The organism is Granulicatella sp. zg-84, from assembly GCF_010892375.1.
Classification (GTDB): domain Bacteria; phylum Bacillota; class Bacilli; order Lactobacillales; family Aerococcaceae; genus WM01.
Genome location: NZ_WNJX01000015.1, coordinates 17,816 through 35,777, shown reverse-complemented (window position 1 = coordinate 35,777; position 17,962 = coordinate 17,816). Strand labels below are relative to the sequence as shown.

At 33.2% G+C, this 17,962-nt stretch carries 15 protein-coding genes; 14 read left to right on the top strand and 1 reads right to left on the bottom strand.

Annotated features, from left to right (window positions below; all coding sequences use genetic code 11):
• The first annotated feature begins 57 nt into the window (after nt 1-57).
• The 6 genes from GMA06_RS04835 to mutS all read left to right on the top strand — a co-directional run bounded on the left by GMA06_RS04835 (nt 58) and on the right by mutS (nt 6,047).
• A complete protein-coding gene (locus GMA06_RS04835) occupies nt 58-552 on the top strand; it encodes a dihydrofolate reductase (protein ID WP_163561870.1) in 495 nt (164 codons plus the stop codon).
• Nucleotides 553-601: 49 nt separating this feature from the next.
• Nucleotides 602-775 (top strand): hypothetical protein, encoded by a 174-nt coding sequence (locus GMA06_RS04830; protein WP_163546260.1) that lies wholly within the window; start codon nt 602-604, stop codon nt 773-775.
• 18 nt (nt 776-793) lie between these two features.
• Entirely contained in the window at nt 794-1,141 is a 348-nt protein-coding gene (locus GMA06_RS04825; RefSeq protein WP_163546259.1) for a DUF1831 domain-containing protein, read from the top strand.
• Nucleotides 1,142-1,204: 63 nt separating this feature from the next.
• Entirely contained in the window at nt 1,205-2,524 is a 1,320-nt protein-coding gene (locus GMA06_RS04820; protein ID WP_163546258.1) for a DRTGG domain-containing protein, read from the top strand.
• A gap of 11 nt (nt 2,525-2,535) precedes the next feature.
• Nucleotides 2,536-3,477, top strand: coding sequence for a bifunctional oligoribonuclease/PAP phosphatase NrnA (locus GMA06_RS04815; protein ID WP_163561869.1), 942 nt, complete (start codon nt 2,536-2,538; stop codon nt 3,475-3,477).
• A 14-nt stretch (nt 3,478-3,491) separates the two neighbouring features.
• Nucleotides 3,492-6,047, top strand: coding sequence for a DNA mismatch repair protein MutS (mutS, locus tag GMA06_RS04810; RefSeq protein ID WP_163561868.1), 2,556 nt, complete (start codon nt 3,492-3,494; stop codon nt 6,045-6,047).
• A 62-nt stretch (nt 6,048-6,109) separates the two neighbouring features.
• Here mutS and GMA06_RS04805 read toward each other — a convergent pair whose 3' ends face one another.
• Nucleotides 6,110-6,721, bottom strand: a complete 612-nt coding sequence (locus GMA06_RS04805; RefSeq protein ID WP_163561867.1) for a hypothetical protein — start codon at nt 6,719-6,721, stop codon at nt 6,110-6,112.
• A gap of 162 nt (nt 6,722-6,883) precedes the next feature.
• On the opposite strand from GMA06_RS04805, the gene GMA06_RS04800 reads away from it, so the two are divergent.
• The 8 genes from GMA06_RS04800 to nrdR all read left to right on the top strand — a co-directional run bounded on the left by GMA06_RS04800 (nt 6,884) and on the right by nrdR (nt 17,948).
• Nucleotides 6,884-8,602 carry a phospho-sugar mutase gene (locus GMA06_RS04800; protein ID WP_163561866.1) on the top strand — a complete coding sequence of 573 codons (1,719 nt, stop codon included), beginning with the start codon at nt 6,884-6,886 and terminating at the stop codon, nt 8,600-8,602.
• 416 nt (nt 8,603-9,018) lie between these two features.
• Nucleotides 9,019-10,836: a DUF2207 domain-containing protein gene (locus GMA06_RS04795; protein ID WP_163561865.1), complete on the top strand. Its 1,818-nt coding sequence runs from the start codon at nt 9,019-9,021 to the stop codon at nt 10,834-10,836.
• 228 nt (nt 10,837-11,064) lie between these two features.
• Complete coding sequence (locus GMA06_RS04790; protein ID WP_163561864.1) at nt 11,065-13,488, top strand: exonuclease domain-containing protein; 2,424 nt, start codon at nt 11,065-11,067, stop codon at nt 13,486-13,488.
• 38 nt (nt 13,489-13,526) lie between these two features.
• Nucleotides 13,527-14,000: a DUF5590 domain-containing protein gene (locus tag GMA06_RS04785; RefSeq protein ID WP_163546251.1), complete on the top strand. Its 474-nt coding sequence runs from the start codon at nt 13,527-13,529 to the stop codon at nt 13,998-14,000.
• A gap of 12 nt (nt 14,001-14,012) precedes the next feature.
• On the top strand, nt 14,013-15,209 hold the full coding sequence (locus tag GMA06_RS04780; RefSeq protein ID WP_163561863.1) for a pyridoxal phosphate-dependent aminotransferase: 1,197 nt from the start codon (nt 14,013-14,015) through the stop codon (nt 15,207-15,209).
• Between the two features lie 26 nt (nt 15,210-15,235).
• Nucleotides 15,236-16,534 (top strand): asparagine--tRNA ligase, encoded by a 1,299-nt coding sequence (gene asnS, locus GMA06_RS04775; protein WP_163546249.1) that lies wholly within the window; start codon nt 15,236-15,238, stop codon nt 16,532-16,534.
• Nucleotides 16,535-16,860: 326 nt separating this feature from the next.
• The gene (coaE, locus tag GMA06_RS04770; RefSeq protein ID WP_205426229.1) at nt 16,861-17,445 is read left to right on the top strand and encodes a dephospho-CoA kinase; all 585 of its coding nucleotides are present in this window, start codon (nt 16,861-16,863) and stop codon (nt 17,443-17,445) included.
• 41 nt (nt 17,446-17,486) lie between these two features.
• Nucleotides 17,487-17,948 (top strand): transcriptional regulator NrdR, encoded by a 462-nt coding sequence (nrdR, locus tag GMA06_RS04765; protein WP_163546248.1) that lies wholly within the window; start codon nt 17,487-17,489, stop codon nt 17,946-17,948.
• Nucleotides 17,949-17,962: the final 14 nt, after the last annotated feature.

Genomic DNA, 17,962 nt, shown 5'->3' with positions numbered 1-17,962 from the left:
AGATTTTTTATAAAGAAATCTGTAACATAGAGTAGACGAGTAAAAAAGGAGATATATATGATTATATTTGTATTTGCACAAGATAAAAATGGACTAATCGGAAATAAAGGAACATTGCCGTGGCATTTGCCTAATGATTTAGCATTTTTTAAAAAAACAACATTGCATCAAACCATTGTAATGGGTCGAAAAACATTTGAAGGTATGGGAAAACGATTATTACCTTATAGACATACCATTATTTTAACTACCGATAAATCTTATCAAGTAGAAGGTGCAGAGGTTTGTCATTGTGTGCAAGATATTATGAATTTAAGTCAGCAACAAAATATTTATATTGTAGGTGGTGCAAAAGTATTTAGTATGTTTGCTGATAATGTGGATATGATTTATCAAACAATTATTGATGAAACATTTGACGGTGATGCTTATATGCCTAAATTGGATATGACAAAATTTGAATTGATCGAACGCATAGAAGGGGTTATTGATGAAAAAAATGCCTATCCACATTACTTTTTAATTTATAAGCGTCATTCTAATAAGTGCTAATTTAGGTAAAATATGATAAACTAGATATATCAATAGTAGTAGGTGACGTATGAAAAAACGAATACAAAAAACAAATATATCGCAAGATACATTAAGACTTATTTTTAGCGTCTTTTTATTATCATTGCTACTCATCGTATCATCGTTATTAGATGCAAAACATGTTGAGAGTGTTAAAAACACATCAATGAAAAGCGAACAAATACAACCAGTAAAAAAATAAAGATATAAGGAGATCGTTATGGCATTTCAACAAACAGTAACCGTATCTGGATTAAACAAAACATATTCTATTAGTGATAAATGTAAAAAATATACATTACGTGATAATGGTTTTGAAGAAACAAAAGCAGGAAACTTTCAATTACAACGTTCACTTGATGTTATTGGAGCAGAAAAGAAGAACTTCAAATTAAAAATTACTGTTTCAAAAGATTTAAAAGAATTAAAAATCTCTACGACAACAGGCAATGGTTTAAATGCTGTTGATTTATACAAATTAAAAAATAACGAGATGATTATTGAAAAATTTGAATTTACATTGGACGGTTTAGTTGATCGTGATGTCTTAGTTGAAGTAAACAATTAATAGGATGCATTCATCTTTGATGAGTGCATTTTCAATATAGTAGGTGTAGAAAGAGGTAAGAAAATGCCGACGAAACATGAACTTATTATTCAATTTATCGATAGTTTGGCTGTAGGGGAAAAAGTATCTGTACGCTCCATTGCCAAAAATATGAAAATTAGCGAAGGAACAGCTTATAGAGCGATAAAAGAGGCTGAAAAATTAGGGTTAGTTTCTACGATTGAACGTGTTGGAACGATTCGTGTCGAAAGAAAAACAAAACGTAATTTTGAAAGTTTGACGTATGAAGCCGTCGAAAAAATTGTTGAAGGACAAATTTTAGGCGGACATAGTGGTATCACAAAACAATTAAATAAATTTATTATTGGTGCCATGCAAGAAGATGCCATGCTTCGTTACATTACACCTGATTCTTTAATGATTGTCGGAAATAGAACGAGTGTGCAACGCTTAGCATTAGAAAGTGGTGCAGCAGTTTTAATCACGGGTGGTTTTGAAACGACTCCAGATATTATTTCTCTAGCTAATCAAGTAGGTTTACCAATTATTACAACATCGTACGATACCTTTACTGTAGCAACGATAATTAATCGTGCTATGTCGGATCAACTTATTAAAAAAGAAATTGTCCTTGTTGAAAATATTTATACAGAATTACATAATAGTGTTTATTTAACAACAGATGATACCGTAGCAAAATATCGTGAATTAACACAAACAACAAACCATACACGTTTTCCTGTTATTACACCACAAGGACGACTAGTAGGTATTGTTGCTGCAGCAGATGTTATGAGAAGACCCGATTATATGAGCATTGAAAAAGTAATGACCAAATCGCCCGTTGTTGCTAAAACATATATGAGTATTGCGAGTGTGTCCCATATTATGATTTGGGACGGGTTAGATGTATTGCCTGTTGTTGAAGATAATATGCAATTTATTGGTATTATTTCACGGCGAGATGTTATGAAAGCTATCCAACTATCTCAACGACAACCACAAGTAGGCAATACCATTGAGGATCAAATTGTTTCCAATTTAAATAGTGTTGATGAAAGTGGATTTGAACAAAAAGAATATATTTTTCAAGTTGAACCACAAATGTTAAACAGTGTCGGAACAATTTCTTACGGTGTTTTAGCAGAAATTATTACAGAAAGCTCCCAAAGAATGATTTATGAAATGTATCAACAAGGAGCTATTTTAGAACAACTCCAACTTTATTATTTTAAACTTATACAAAATGAAAATAAATTACATATTTTATGTGATGTTTTAGATGCTAATAGACGTTCTACAAAAATAGATGTCGGTGTCTATAATGAAAATAGACTTGTGGCAAAAGCGGTTGTTTCTTATCAAGTCATTAGTAAAACATAAAGGAGATAGGCATGTTTTTTAAACAATTATCCACATATATTCATGAACATGACACGATTATTATTCATAGACATACAAATCCGGATCCAGATGCTCTTGGTTCACAATTAGGATTAGCAGGTATTATTACTGAAAATTTTAAAGACAAACACGTTTATTGTGTGGGTCGAGATATAAATAGCTTAGCTTTTATGGGACAAATGGATCAGATTGACGACTCATGTTACAAAAACGCATTGATTATTGTGACAGATACAGCTAATACACCTAGAATTGATGATAAACGATTTACGCTTGGGAAAACTCTCGTAAAAATTGATCACCACCCTGATATTGAGCCTTATGGTGACATCTCTTATGTGGATACAAAAGCAAGTAGTACGAGTGAAATTATTACACAATGGGTTTATGAAGAACGTTTGATGATAACATCTGAAACTGCACGGCACTTATACGCGGGTATTGTAGGTGATACAGGACGATTTTTATATGAATCAACATCTAGAAAAACAATGCAATTAGCAAGTTTTCTAAGAAATTATGATTTTTCAGCGACAGATATTCAATATGCGATGATAACGCAGTCTATCCAAACAGCAAAATTATCCGGCTATGTATTACAACATTTAAAATATACAAAACAAGGCGTCGCATATATTGTCCTATCTCAAAAATTATTAACCAAATATGGATTATCAGATGAAGACACAGCCGGGATAGTATCTTTACCGGGTACTATTGAAAATGTGTGTTGTTGGGGCATTTTTGTAGAACAGCCAAGCGGAAAATACAGATGCCGCTTACGCTCTAAAGGACCTGCGATTAACAGTATTGCACAAGAACATGATGGTGGAGGACATCCATTGGCGAGCGGAGCGAATGCACAGCATTTAGATGAAGTGAAAATTATTATTTCCAAATTAAAAAAAGCAGCTGAACACTATCAAAAATAAGAAAGGATTATCCAATGAGTGAACAAACAGAAACAATGACACCTATGATGGCACAATATTTTTCTGTTAAAGAAAACTATAAGGATTGTCTATTGTTTTATCGCCTAGGCGATTTTTATGAACTTTTTTATGATGATGCTAAAATTGCATCAGAAGTATTAGAAATTACATTAACATCACGCAATAAAAATGCACAAAATCCGGTGCCTATGTGCGGGGTGCCTCATCATGCCGCACAAGAATATATAAAAACACTCGTCGACAAAGGTTACAAAATTGCAATTTGTGAACAATTAGAAGACGCTAAGTTAACAAAAGGTATGGTCAAACGTGATGTGGTACAAGTTATTACACCGGGGACAGTGTTAGATCCTAAAAATAAAGATGATAAAAAAAATCATTATTTAGCATCGCTTATCTATGCACAAGGGTATCATTTGGCGTATGTAGACATTGCCACGGGTGAAATAAAAGTGACAAGCACCTCAAATGATGAGAGTTTATTGAATGAATTACGCAGTTTGGATATTTTTGAAATTGTCTACTATAACTTGCCAGATGCGACCATCAAACAATTGCAACAACATTTCTCTTATGTTCTTTCTAAGCAAGAGCAGAATATGGATAGTACAGCGTTTGAAACAATTTTGGAGCCAGTTTATCATAAACAACAATTAGAAGCTGTACAATTATTATTAGCTTATGTGAATAGAACGCAAAAAAGAAGTTTAGTTCATTTACAACCTGTTCAAGTATATGAAATCAATCATTTTTTGAAACTTGATTATAATGCTAAATACAATTTAGAATTAACGGAAAGTATTCGCACAAAGACTAAAAAAGGAAGTCTTTTATGGCTTTTAGATGAAACCAAAACAGCAATGGGTGGACGTATGCTTCGTCAATGGATGGAGAAGCCGTTGATTGATAAAAGTAAGATAGAAAGTCGTCAACAAAAAGTGGCGAATTTAATGAATCACTATTTTGAGCGAATGGATTTAGTTCAAGCCTTAAAATCGGTTTACGACTTAGAACGATTAGTAGCACGTGTGTCTTTTGGTAGTGTAAATGCAAGAGATTTGATACAACTCAAAACGTCATTAGAGCAAATTCCAATGATCAAAGAATATTTATTATTGATGAATGAAACAGGTGAATGGACAGATACGCTTGAACAAATGGATTCTTTAGATCATATTACTCATTTAATTGAAAATGCCATTATAGACGAACCACCGATTTCTACAAAAGAAGGGGGCGTTATAAAAAATGGATATGATGAGTTATTAGATAAATATCGTGATGCAATGGTTAATGGCAAACAATGGATTGCGAACTTACAACAGCAAGAACGTGAAAAAACTGGTATTAAAACATTAAAAATTGGGTATAATAGAGTATTTGGTTACTATATCGAAGTGACGAAAGGAAGTTTACATTTACTGCCCGAAGGACAATACGATCGTAAACAAACACTAGCGAATGCAGAAAGGTTTATAACTCCCGAATTAAAAGAAAAAGAACGTATTATTTTAGAAGCCGAAGAAAAATCTGTTCAATTAGAATATGAATTATTTGTATCTATTCGTGAACAAATCAAACAATACAGTGCTGCTTTACAATTATTGGCAAAACAAGTAGCCAGCATTGATGTGTTACAATCTTTTGCGTATGTCAGCGAACAATATCATTATGTGAAGCCAATCTTACATCAACATCAACAAACCATTTTTATTAAAAATGGACGTCATCCAGTCGTTGAAAAAGTTATTGGCATCCATAAATATGTTCCAAATGATTTAGTCATGTCAGACGATAATACATTATTATTGATAACAGGTCCAAATATGTCTGGGAAAAGTACCTTTATGCGTCAACTAGCACTGACGGTCATTATGGCACAAATGGGTTGCTTTGTTCCTGCTGATACAGCAGAATTACCAATTTTTGACCGTATTTTTACACGAATTGGTGCAGCAGACGACTTGATTTCTGGACAAAGCACATTTATGGTTGAAATGCTTGAAACAAATCAAGCTATACAATATGCCACAGAAAAAAGTTTATTATTATTCGACGAAATTGGACGAGGAACGGCAACATACGACGGTATGGCACTAGCAGAAGCTATTTTACGATATGTTCATCATCATGTGCACGCCATAGCATTATTTTCAACTCACTATCATGAATTAACCGTTTTAGATAAAGAACTAAAAGGATTAAGAAATGTTCATGTAGGTGCGATTGAAGAAAATGGAGAGCTTATTTTCTTGCATAAACTAATGGAAGGCCCAGCAGATAAAAGTTATGGATTACATGTTGCACAATTAGCCGGATTACCTAAGGAATTGTTATTGGAAGCGACACATATTTTAGAGCGATTAGAAGTGGGTCAAAAAGACGTACCGATTTCAAAAGAACCGATACAAGAACAAGTATCTTTATTTGAAGAGTTGGAGTTAAAAGAAAAAGATGTCCTACAAGAACTACGTACAATGGATATGTCACATTTAACTCCAATGGATGTGATGATAAAGATGAATGAATTACAAAAGAAATTGATGTGATAGTAAACCCCCTAGACGAACCAACATAATGGCGGTTCGTCTAGGGGGATTTTACGATATGCTTAATGTTTTTGGAAATTACTGTTTGCCCAATGGATAACACTTGATAGTAAAAATAAACTAATGATTGTCCCTTCTCTTACATATAAAGGAAGATGATAATAAAAAGATAATCCTAATGAGAGAATAACGGATACGACATCAATACTATATCTGTAAAAAGAAAAAGATAGTTTTGTCTTTGCTTCAAGTAATTGACATAGTGTTTCAATTGGAAATTTTAGTGTGCCGTAATATAAAACACGACCCGTTCCAATACCGCCAATAATTGTTCCTAGTATAAAAGTCAGAATTTGTAAAGGGTATATCGTTATATGAACATTCGCTAAAATCGAATAGAGTATAATATTAACGACATTCCCAAAACAGATTAAGGACATAATCATTAACACATATTTTTTAATTGTACGCTGTTTATCAAGAAAAACACACATACTTAAAAAGAAAAAGTTAATACCTGTCGTGACTGTTCCAACTTTAATCTGTGTCACATCTGACACAGCAACATTTAATGCATTGAAACTACTAACACCTATATTGGCTTTAATAGTCAAACTAATACCGAGTGCGGAGATAAGATAAAAAATAAGCGATTTAGCGAGCTGTTTATACATAGTTCCCTCCATAATGAGTTCTTACTTTACATAGTATGCTATTTATTATAAATAGGTCAAGTGAAAACGTATCAATCTTGCTTAATATCAAGGAATATAATAAAATATAAATAACAAAAATAAAACGTTTTAATGACAAAAAATAGAAAGAGGTTTTACTGTATGAGTTGGGAAACAACCTATGAACAATGGAAAAATTTTGATAATTTAGATGAGAAAGTAAAAGAAAGTTTAAATTGTTATGATGATAAACAAGCAGAAGATGCTTTTTATGAACCGCTTAGTTTTGGGACGGCAGGTATGCGTGGTGTTCTAGGTGCAGGTATTAACCGAATGAATATTTACACAGTTCGACAAGCAACAAAAGGGTTAGCCTTATTTATAGAAAGTGTTGGGGAAGAAGCAAAACAACGTGGTGTTGCCATTGCCTACGATTCTAGACATCAATCAAAAGAATTTGCGATTGAATCGGCTCGTGTATTAGGCACGCACGGTATTCCGGCTTATGTTTTTGAAGAATTAAGACCAACACCAGAATTATCCTTTGCGGTACGTGAATTAAAAACATTTGCCGGTATTATGATAACAGCAAGTCATAATCCAGCTAATTACAATGGTTATAAAGTATATGGACAAGACGGTGGACAAATGCCACCACAAGATGCCGATGCATTAACAACATTTATTCGTTCTATTGATAATCCATTGACGATTGATGTGTTATCAGAAGAAGCATTACTGGAACAAAATCTATTACACTGGCAATCAGATGCACTGGATAATCGTTATTTAGAACAGGTAGACACTGTGACAATCAATAAAGAGCTTGTAAAAGAAATGAGTCAAAAAATGACACTTGTCTTTACACCACTTCATGGAGCAGGACAAATGCTTGGTGAAAAAGCATTAAAACAAGCAGGTTTTGAATCTGTCTATCTTGTACCAGAACAAGCCGTAGCTGATGCTGATTTTTCAACAGTACGCTTGCCAAACCCAGAAGATGCTGATGCGTTTGATTATGCTATTGCACTAGGAAAAGAAAAACAAGCGGATGTTTTAGTGGCAACTGATCCAGATGCAGACCGTTTGGGTGCGGCCGTTTTACTACCAAATGGCGAATACCAAGTAATAACAGGAAATCAAATTGCCGCTTTAATGGTCGATTACATTTTAAATGCACATCAACAAGCAGGTACTTTAAAAGAAAATAGTGTTATTGCAAAATCTATTGTATCTAGTGAATTACCAACAGCAATTGCAACATCTTATGGTGCAGAAATGGTTAATGTATTAACAGGCTTTAAGTTTATTGCCGATAAAATTAAACAATATGAAGCAGACGGAAGTAAAACTTTTATGTTTGGTTTTGAAGAAAGCTATGGTTATTTAGTCAAATCATTTGTTCGTGATAAAGACGCCATTCAAGCATTAGTATTGATTGCAGAAGTAGCTGCATACTATAAAAAACAAGGCAAAACATTATATGACGGTTTACAAGCACTATATGAAAAACACGGTTACTTCTTAGAAAAAACAATTTCTGTGACACTTGCTGGTATTGAAGGTATTGCTAAAATCAAAGCCTTAATGACACAATTTAGACAAGAACCTCTCCAAACATTTGGAGGTATTCAAATTGTCGAAACACAAGATTTTGCCACATCGACAATCACGTTGGAAAATGGAGATGTGAAACCATTAGATATGCCAAAATCAGACGTTTTAAAATATCTTTTAGCCGACGGGACATGGGTTGCTATTCGCCCAAGTGGAACAGAACCAAAAATCAAATTTTACATTGGTGTAAAAGCACAAGATTTACAAACAGCAGAAACGACTTTGTCTACCATTAAACAAGACATTGATACATTGGTGAAATAATAGCGTGAAGTCAGATAAAATACAGTATTGGTATATTTATCAGGCTTTTGCGTACAGTGATAATGAAATATAAAGTTAGAGGTAGGGGAATAAAATGAAAGTGGGAACAAAAATGAAAAAAAGGTCTATGCAATAGTTTTAGTGATGTGTTTATGCGATATTTTCGCATTTATGAACGTTCAAATGTATCATCACTATATTATTGTATCCAGTGTTGTATTGGCGATGAGTGCATTGAGATGAAAACATCATCGCACGATATGTATATGTGGAGCATTTCTGTTTTTAGTCGTTCATATTGCATGCTTTACATTTTTATATTCCTTCGTGTTTGCAACATAAAATACACCTAAAGTACGATTATTCACCTCCGATTTATGCTATACTTATAGTGTAGAAAGTACGGGGTGAAGAAAATGAGAAAATATACAAAATGGGTTTTTATCTTTAGTTTATTTTTGTTTATAGTACCTTTTCAAGTGAGTTATGCAAGAGATCTAACGATAAAAGATTATCAAATTGATGCACAAATACAGGAAAATGGTGATGTCGATATAACGGAAAGTATTCTTTATGATGCTTATGGAAAATATAATGGTGTATTTTATAATTTAGATAAACGAGAAGATGGGTCAAATAAAACACAAATAGAAGATATATCCGTATCATTACTTGAAAATAATGAATTGATACCATTGACACAAAATAAGTCTGAAAATCCACAAACGTATTTATTAGATAATAACGGTGATTATTTGAAATTTAAAATCTTTCTACCAATGGAAGATACACAAAAACGTCTTGTTTTTAAATATAGATTAAAGCATTATATTATCAATTATTTAGATGCAGCCGAATTTAATCGAAAATTGATTGGGAAAAGATTTGAAATTCCTCAAGAAAACATACATATTCATATAACATTGCCACAGTCTTTAACGAAAGAAACTTTACGTGCATGGGCGCATGGTGGAAGTGGTAATGGAGAAGTGAAGATTGATGATGACTATAAAGGTGTCACAATAACGACAAGCCATAATTCAAGTGGGCAGTTTGTTGAAGCACATGTCTTATTTCCGCCTAGTGTTACAGCTAGCAATCCCCATTTAATAAATGAAAATAAATGGGACAAAATCATTGCTGAGGAAGCCTATTTAGCACAAGAGCCAATGAGAAGAGAAGCAGAGCGTCTTAAAAACAAACAAATGGCTGAAACGGTTTCACCTTATATTGCAGGTTTTTTAGGACTAACATTGATAGGTGTCTATCCTTTTGTGATTAGACCATATAAAAAATGGAAAGAAAGCATCCCTTATGTACCAAATCATCTATATGATATTCCAAAAGATATTACACCTGCTATTATGACAGATAAAATTTATAATGATTATATAGCAAGTGAAGATGTTGGGGCAACTCTATTAGATTTAGTTCGTAAAAAATGTGTTCGCATTATAGATGGTAGAAATGGTTATGGATTTACCTTAGTGAAAGAACCAGATACATTGTACGAACATGAAGAAGTGTTGATTGATTTTATTTTTAATGATATTGGTAGAGGGAAATCCGTTGTTTATTTAGAAGATATTCAAGACTATGCCGATGAACATCCAGAATTTTATAATGACTCTATGGATTTATTTGAAGATGCTGTACAAGAATATCCATTCGAATATACAGATACAAAGACACGTTTTAGCTCTGCATACACAGTTATTTCCAATGCCATTGTTGTCTGTGTATTAGCTGCAACACTTTTTATTAGTCTTAAATATTTGCTCTTTGGTTTTGTAGGCTTTGTGTTATTGGCAAGTGCTGGTGTTGTTTTGTTAAATCGTACATTTAGTGTAAAACGAACAAAACAGCAAGAATATGAACTTGCACAATGGAATGCTTTTAAACAGATGCTTCTTGATATTAGTTCATTAAATCGTGCTGAGATTGAATCCATTGTCATTTGGGATCATATTTTAGTATATGCAACGTCTTTAGGCGTAGCTACAGAAGTTATTGCTCATTTAAATAGAGTGTTTCCAGAGGGCATACCTAGTACGATTGGTAATCCAAGCACAACACCACTTTTCTATAATCATATTTTTATGAATGATTTTACATCATCTATAAATGAAGCAAATACAACTGCAGCATCTATCAATTCACACGGAGAAGGTGGCAGCTTTAGTAGTGGTTCATCAGGTGGATTTGGTGGTGGATCTAGTATGGGTGGGTTCTAATTTAAAATAAATAAACATCAATAAAGCAGTAAATGAAGTGGTAAATTGACATCTTAGCGAGTCGGTTTACCACTTTTTATTGGTTCTTTGCTAAATTGTATTGATAGATTTTACTTCCGCCAACACAATTTATTATAGGCACAAGGTAGCAAAATGGTTTGCTCTAGTATTTTATATGAAAATTTAGTAAAATAAGGCGAAAGTGAGTAAATGAGTAAGGAGGTTATGATGCATAAATACGCAGTTGTTGACCTAGAAGCAACAGGTATTTCTTCTGGGCAAGTAGGACATATTATTCAAGTCGGTATAACGCTTGTCGAAGAACATAAAATTGAACAAGCATTATGTTTTGACGTACAACCTCCAGTATCCATTCAATCTCATATTACGGAATTAACGGGTATTACAAATAAACAAGTGAAAGATGCGCCTTTATTTAGTGATATTGCGGATTATTTATATACATTACTTGAAGGATGTATTTTTGTAGCACATAATGTTCATTTTGATTATGGCTTATTAAAAAAAGAATTTGAACGAGTAGGTATTATGAATTTTTCAATGCCTCGTATTGATACAATTGAACTTGCAAAAATTATTTATCCAATGGAAAAATCGTATGGGTTGAAGCGATTGACGACAGTACATGGTATTTTATTAGAGCATGAGCATAATGCTGGTGAGGATGCATTCGCAACGGCACAGTTATTTGTAAAAATGCAAAGCGATTTTGGAAGATTAGATGATAAAACCCGTACAACAATTTCCGATTTACTAAAAAGAAAACAAGACACCATGTCTTTGTTTTTTGACGATATAAAAGACTATGAAGCAGATAGTTTCTTTCCGCAGACTGATGTGATAAAGCCAGAATCTCATACAATACTTACAGAAAATACAGTATTAAAACAACAGCTATTGGACTATTTATTAGATGAAACAGACAATAAACATAAATTATTAGAACAACATGAAGCAAATCGCATGTGGGACGATGTATTTTCGATTTTATCATCTTTAAATAAAAAAACCTTTGTTTTAGTACATCACAAAGAATTGGCGCAAAGTATTTCACAACTTTATCAGGTGCCTTATTTTAAAACAAAAGAATATTACCTAGACTTAAATGCTTTAGAATATTTATTGACGATACCACAAGAATTGACTTTTCAAGAAGTACGCTATTTATGTTGTGTGTTAGTGTGGTTAACTCAAACACAAACAGGTGATTTAGAAGAACTGGATTTTCCCAATAAATTTCTTTATCGATTAACGCACGCTTATCCTGAAAATACTTATTTTTTTGATAGAGCAGTACAAAAAATAAAACAATCGACATGTGTCGTGTCGACACATCTTGATTTTCTGGCGTATCTCGATACTTTAAAAGAAATTGAAAAAGTAAATGTATTTATTGACGATGTGCAATATTTTAATGATACATTAACACAGTATTTTAAAACCAAACTATATGATACACGTTATTATCAAGAAGTAAGACGCTATATGCATACATATCAACATGAATTAGACGCTGATAAACAAGAAGCAATGGATATTGTGCTTATGCTCGATAAAGTGCTCGCTGGTTTCCGATCATTCATGACATTACTAAAAAAACAATATCCAGTTATGCCTTATCCAGAAGATGATATGATTAAAACCGTTTATATTGATAAACTAAGTCAAATAAAGAAAGAAATTTTGTATTCTTTAAAAGAAAGTTTTGATACATTAAAACAAGTCATTGCTAATGCAAAAATAAAACAAGGTTCGGGGCTAATGAAAATTGTTGAAGGAGCACAATATCTTGAATCTGTTCTAGAAACTGAAATATCAGATGACTATATGACGATGTTGATAAAAAAACAAGATATATACATGCACTATGAATGCATTTGTCAAAAATATACAAGTGCTCACTTTATGCAAGAGCATGTGTATCCCTTTGTTGATAAGTTGATTTATACAAGTATTAGCATGGATAATAAAGCGACATTTGATTATTTAGAAAAACAGCTTGGCGATACTCAGCTGGATAAAAATGTCATGAAAACAACACATACAAATCCATTAGTTCCTTTACATGTTCTAACTGATTATGTGCCTAAAATATATGTGAAAGAAAATTTATTAGTGCGTAAAACCATACGTCTTTTAGAAAAATTACCCATTAAAAACACAGTTATCATCGTCCCTTCAACGAGCTTTTTAGAAAAAGTAAAAGAGATGGAAACACAGGCTTTAATCATTGAGCATGCCAATTCTAAAAAAGTATGGCTACAATTAGGTGAAACATCTCATGCTGTTTATGTCACATGGCATCAATGGCAACTCATTCAACCAAAATACGACTTGATTGAACGTGCGATTATTGTTAGATTACCATTTGAAGCACCAGATTCTATACATGCACAAGTTAGCAAACATTTTTTATTAAATGGCACAGAGCATTATTTTAAAACAATAGCATTACCAAAAATGATTATGACGATGCGTTATTTTATTCGACAAATGGCACAGAGCACTGGAGAGATGATTGTGCTAGATGAACGTATGATAAATAGTCCTTATCAAGATGAAATTAAAGAAAATTTAGTGCAAGATTGTCAAATTACAGCTGCAACGCTAGAAACATTGTTAAATCAATGATAGAATAGATGTAGCACATATATTAAAGAGGATATGATATGAAAAAAATATTGATAGGTGTAAGTATTGTTTTTGTTGTCGGGCTGATTTTAACAGTATCTACCATAGAAACATTATTATCACCGTATAATAAAGCCAAACAAGAAGCAGCTCAGCTTGTTTTCAATGATGGTATTATGAAAAAAATTGATGATTTTTATTTGTATCAGTTTGATAAAACGGTATACGGGTTATACGGTGATAGTCAAGATAATAAAAAAATATATGTTGTCATTGACGTAGAAAGTAGTCAAGCACAAATTTACGAAACATCTGAATTAATTGATAAAGACAAAGCAAAAGAAGTGGCAATGAACGAAGAAAATACCATTCAAATTTTAAATGTCACATTAGGCTTGATGAAAAATGAACCTATTTGGGAAGTGTCATATAAATCTAGTCAAGTGTCACTTGGTTATATGCGTATATCTGCAAAAACTGGACAGATTATCCAACATATTAAAACAATATAAAGGGAGATATTCATGGTTATATCAAATCGAGCAAAAAATATCCAAGAATCTGCAACTCTAGCAAGTGCACAACGTGCTAGAGAATTGATTGCACAAGGGATAGATGTCATTCAATTAACGCTAGGAGAACCTGATTTTAGTACACCACAACATATTAAACAAGCTGCTATTCAAGCAATTAAAGAAGGTAACTCAGATCATTATACGAATGCTACGGGTATTTTACCTCTAAAGCAAGCCATTGTTGATTTTCATAAACAGTATGACGGTGTTACATATCAACCACAAGACGTTGTGGTAGGTACAGGTGCAAAACATATTTTATTTGTTTTGTGCCAAGCACTGCTAAACAAAGACGATAAAGTGATTATTCCAACACCGTACTGGGTAAGTTATAGTGAACAAGTTAAATTAGCAGGTGGTGTTCCATTATTTGTAGAAACAACTTTTGAACAACAGTATAAAGTAACAGTGGAACAACTAAATGCCTTAGACTTAACGCATGTAAAAGCTATTATTATCAATTCTCCAAATAATCCAACAGGTAGTGTTTATACAAAAGAAGAGTTATTGCAAATTGGAGAATGGGCTGTTCAACATGATTTATTCATTATTTCTGATGAAATTTATTATCGTTTAGTTTATGGGGATACTCAGGCTATTTCTATGGCAAGTCTGTCAGAAAGCATAAAAAGTCGAACGATTATTGTAAATGGAGTCGCAAAAAGTTATGCGATGACAGGTTGGCGTATCGGTTATGCATTGTCAACAAATAAAGATATTATTGGTGCAATGGGACAAATTATTAGTCATGAAACGAGTAATTTAACGGCTGTTAGCCAATATGCAGGTGTTGCAGCTTACTCAGGTACACAAGAACCTGTGGAAGAGATGAGAAAAGTATTTGAAGAACGTTTGCATTTGTTTTATAATTTGATTAGCCAAATCGAAGGGTTTAAATTAACAAAACCACAAGGTGCTTTTTATTTGTTTCCAAATGTAAAAGAAGCAGCACGTTTAACAGGATATGACTCTGTTAAAGAGTTTGCAGATGCATTATTAACGAAGGCTCATGTTGCGGTAGTATCGGGTGATGCATTCGGTATGGATGACTGTATTCGTTTGAGTTATGCAGGAGATAGTGAACAACTCATCGAAGCAGCACGCCGTATAGCACGTTTTATAGATGAACATAAAAGAAACATATAAGAAAGCAATGTTAGAAGGAGTATACAATGGAAAGAATTACAATGAATCATGCCAAAGATTTCGTCGGTCAAACCGTTGAAATAGGTGCATGGGTAACGAATAAACGTAGTAGTGGGAAAATAGCGTTTTTACAATTACGTGATGGAAAAACATATTTTCAAGGGATTGTTGTAAAACAAGATGTCGGTGAAGAGGTTTTTGACATCGCAAAAAACTTAGCACAAGAAACATCGGTTTTAGTAACAGGAATTGTCCAAGAAGATACACGCTCAAAATTGGGGTATGAATTATTGGTGACCGGATTAACTGTTGTTGGTGAAAGTGGAGATTACCCAATCACACCGAAAGAGCATGGAACAGATTTCTTAATGGATCATCGCCATTTATGGTTACGTTCAAGTAAACAACACGCTGTGATGCAAATTAGAAATGAAATCATTCGTGCAACATACGAATTTTTCAATAAAGAAGGGTTTATTAAAATTGATCCACCAATTTTAACAGGAAGTTCACCAGAAGGCACAACAGAATTATTTGAAACAGATTATTTTGATCAAAAAGCATATTTATCACAAAGTGGTCAATTATATATGGAAGCTGCAGCTATGGCATTTGGTAAAGTATTCTCATTCGGACCAACATTCCGTGCAGAAAAATCAAAAACACGTCGTCATTTAATTGAATTTTGGATGATGGAACCAGAAATGGCATTTACAACACATGAAGAAAGTTTAGTTATTCAAGAACGCTATGTTGCTTTCTTAGTTGAAAATGTCTTAGAAAATTGTCAGTTAGCTTTACACACATTAGAACGTGATGTAGAAGTATTGAAAAAATATACACAATTACCTTATCCACGTATTTCTTATGATGAAGCTATTACTTTATTAAATGATAATGGTTTTGATGATATCACATGGGGAGAAGATTTTGGTTCACCTCATGAAACATTTATTGCTAATCATTTTGAAAAACCAGTCTTTATTTTAAATTATCCAAAAGGTATTAAACCATTCTACATGAAACTACATGAAGAACGTGACGATGTAGTGATCAATGCAGATATGATTGCTCCAGAAGGATATGGTGAGATTATTGGTGGTAGCGAACGTAATATTGACTATGATAGTTTAAAAGAAAAAATTCAAGAATTTGGTTTAAGTTTAGAAGAATATGGTTGGTACTTAGATTTACGCAAATACGGAACAGTACCACATTCTGGTTTTGGATTAGGTTTAGAGCGTATGGTAACATGGATTAGTGGAACAGAACATATCCGTGAAGCCAGCCCATTCCCAAGATTATTAAATCGTTTATACCCATGATGAAAAGAGAGTAGATTTTACTCTCTTTTTTCTTACACATTGACAAATATCTTAAAAAAAGATATACTTCAACTCATGCGACGGGTCGAGGCGTAACCGTGATAGGCATATCACAAAAAGGTTACAAATCAAAGTAGCGTGCACGTGAGGTAACTCACACTGTCGGATACAGGCACGAGTTAAGGAGTATGTGAACTGCTCTTTAACGTCTACTAGCTGATTAGAGTTTTTCTAATCGGCTTTTTTTGTTATACTAGTTTTATAAATAGAGTTGAATGTTATATGAGAAAAAGATAAGATAAATAGGCATAAAAAAGAGGTGGATAATGAAAGTCATTGGGTTAACAGGAGGTATTGCGACAGGGAAGTCAACAGTCACTAACATACTTTTGGCACGAGGTGTTCCTGTGTGTGATACGGATAAAATTGCTAGAAAAGTCGTAGAAAAAGGTACACCGGCATTACAAGCATTGGCAACTGCTTTTGGAACAGAAATTTTAACGTCTGAGAAAACACTAAATCGTCAAGTACTAGCGACGATTATTTTTCAAGATGAACAGAAAAGACATCTTGTTAATAGTATTGTTCATCCGTATGTGTTTGAGGCTATTTTAAATTGGAAAAAAGAGCAAACAGCATCGGTTGTCTTTATTGATATGCCTTTATTGTATGAAGTCGGTTATGATACACAAGTGGATTCTGTTTTAGTCGTCTATATACCAAAAGAAAAACAATTAGAACGATTGATGAAGCGAAATGGGTATACGTTAGAGGAGGCATCTATACGGATTGAAGCGCAAATGCCTATCGAGGAAAAAAGAGTATGTGCGGATGATGTGATTGATAATTCTGGAACAATCGAAGAAACAGAAAAACAAGTCATTGCATATTTAGAAAAACAGAAAATGTGATATAATAGACATAATATTAGTCATTTATAAGGAGAAAATTCATGCAATGTCCACGTTGTAAATATACAGGTTCTAGAGTAATTGATAGTCGTCCGGCTGAGGATAATACGGTCATTAGACGTCGTAGAGAATGTGAGGAATGTAAACATCGTTTTACAACATTTGAACGACTTGAAAGAACGCCACTACTCGTTGTGAAACGTGATGGGAACCGTGAAGATTTTAATCGTGAAAAATTGTTACGAGGATTGGTACGTTCGTGCGAAAAACGTCCGGTTTCATTGGAAGTTTTGGAAAAAATTGTGAGTGAAGTTGAGTTTGAAGTGTATAATGTTGGTGAAAGTGAAGTATCTACGACTGAAATAGGTGAATTGGTAATGGATAGATTAGCGAAGATTGATGAAATTGCCTATATTCGTTTCGCAAGTGTTTACCGTCAATTTACAGATAAAAGTCGTTTTTTACAAGAATTAGAAGAATTAGCAAGAAGATTACAACAATAATAGGGAGAAAAGCA

What these genes read in the sequence shown, in the direction of transcription:
- mutS (WP_163561868.1), top strand. Translation starts at nt 3,492, where the DNA reads ATGAGTGAACAAACAGAAACAATGACACCTATGATGGCACAATATTTT.
- GMA06_RS04795 (WP_163561865.1), top strand. Translation starts at nt 9,019, where the DNA reads ATGAGAAAATATACAAAATGGGTTTTTATCTTTAGTTTATTTTTGTTT.
- GMA06_RS04800 (WP_163561866.1), top strand. Translation starts at nt 6,884, where the DNA reads ATGAGTTGGGAAACAACCTATGAACAATGGAAAAATTTTGATAATTTA.
- GMA06_RS04805 (WP_163561867.1), bottom strand. Translation starts at nt 6,721, where the DNA reads ATGTATAAACAGCTCGCTAAATCGCTTATTTTTTATCTTATCTCCGCA.
- GMA06_RS04785 (WP_163546251.1), top strand. Translation starts at nt 13,527, where the DNA reads ATGAAAAAAATATTGATAGGTGTAAGTATTGTTTTTGTTGTCGGGCTG.
- asnS (WP_163546249.1), top strand. Translation starts at nt 15,236, where the DNA reads ATGGAAAGAATTACAATGAATCATGCCAAAGATTTCGTCGGTCAAACC.
- GMA06_RS04815 (WP_163561869.1), top strand. Translation starts at nt 2,536, where the DNA reads ATGTTTTTTAAACAATTATCCACATATATTCATGAACATGACACGATT.
- GMA06_RS04780 (WP_163561863.1), top strand. Translation starts at nt 14,013, where the DNA reads ATGGTTATATCAAATCGAGCAAAAAATATCCAAGAATCTGCAACTCTA.
- coaE (WP_205426229.1), top strand. Translation starts at nt 16,861, where the DNA reads ATGAAAGTCATTGGGTTAACAGGAGGTATTGCGACAGGGAAGTCAACA.
- nrdR (WP_163546248.1), top strand. Translation starts at nt 17,487, where the DNA reads ATGCAATGTCCACGTTGTAAATATACAGGTTCTAGAGTAATTGATAGT.
- GMA06_RS04825 (WP_163546259.1), top strand. Translation starts at nt 794, where the DNA reads ATGGCATTTCAACAAACAGTAACCGTATCTGGATTAAACAAAACATAT.
- GMA06_RS04820 (WP_163546258.1), top strand. Translation starts at nt 1,205, where the DNA reads ATGCCGACGAAACATGAACTTATTATTCAATTTATCGATAGTTTGGCT.
- GMA06_RS04835 (WP_163561870.1), top strand. Translation starts at nt 58, where the DNA reads ATGATTATATTTGTATTTGCACAAGATAAAAATGGACTAATCGGAAAT.
- GMA06_RS04790 (WP_163561864.1), top strand. Translation starts at nt 11,065, where the DNA reads ATGCATAAATACGCAGTTGTTGACCTAGAAGCAACAGGTATTTCTTCT.
- GMA06_RS04830 (WP_163546260.1), top strand. Translation starts at nt 602, where the DNA reads ATGAAAAAACGAATACAAAAAACAAATATATCGCAAGATACATTAAGA.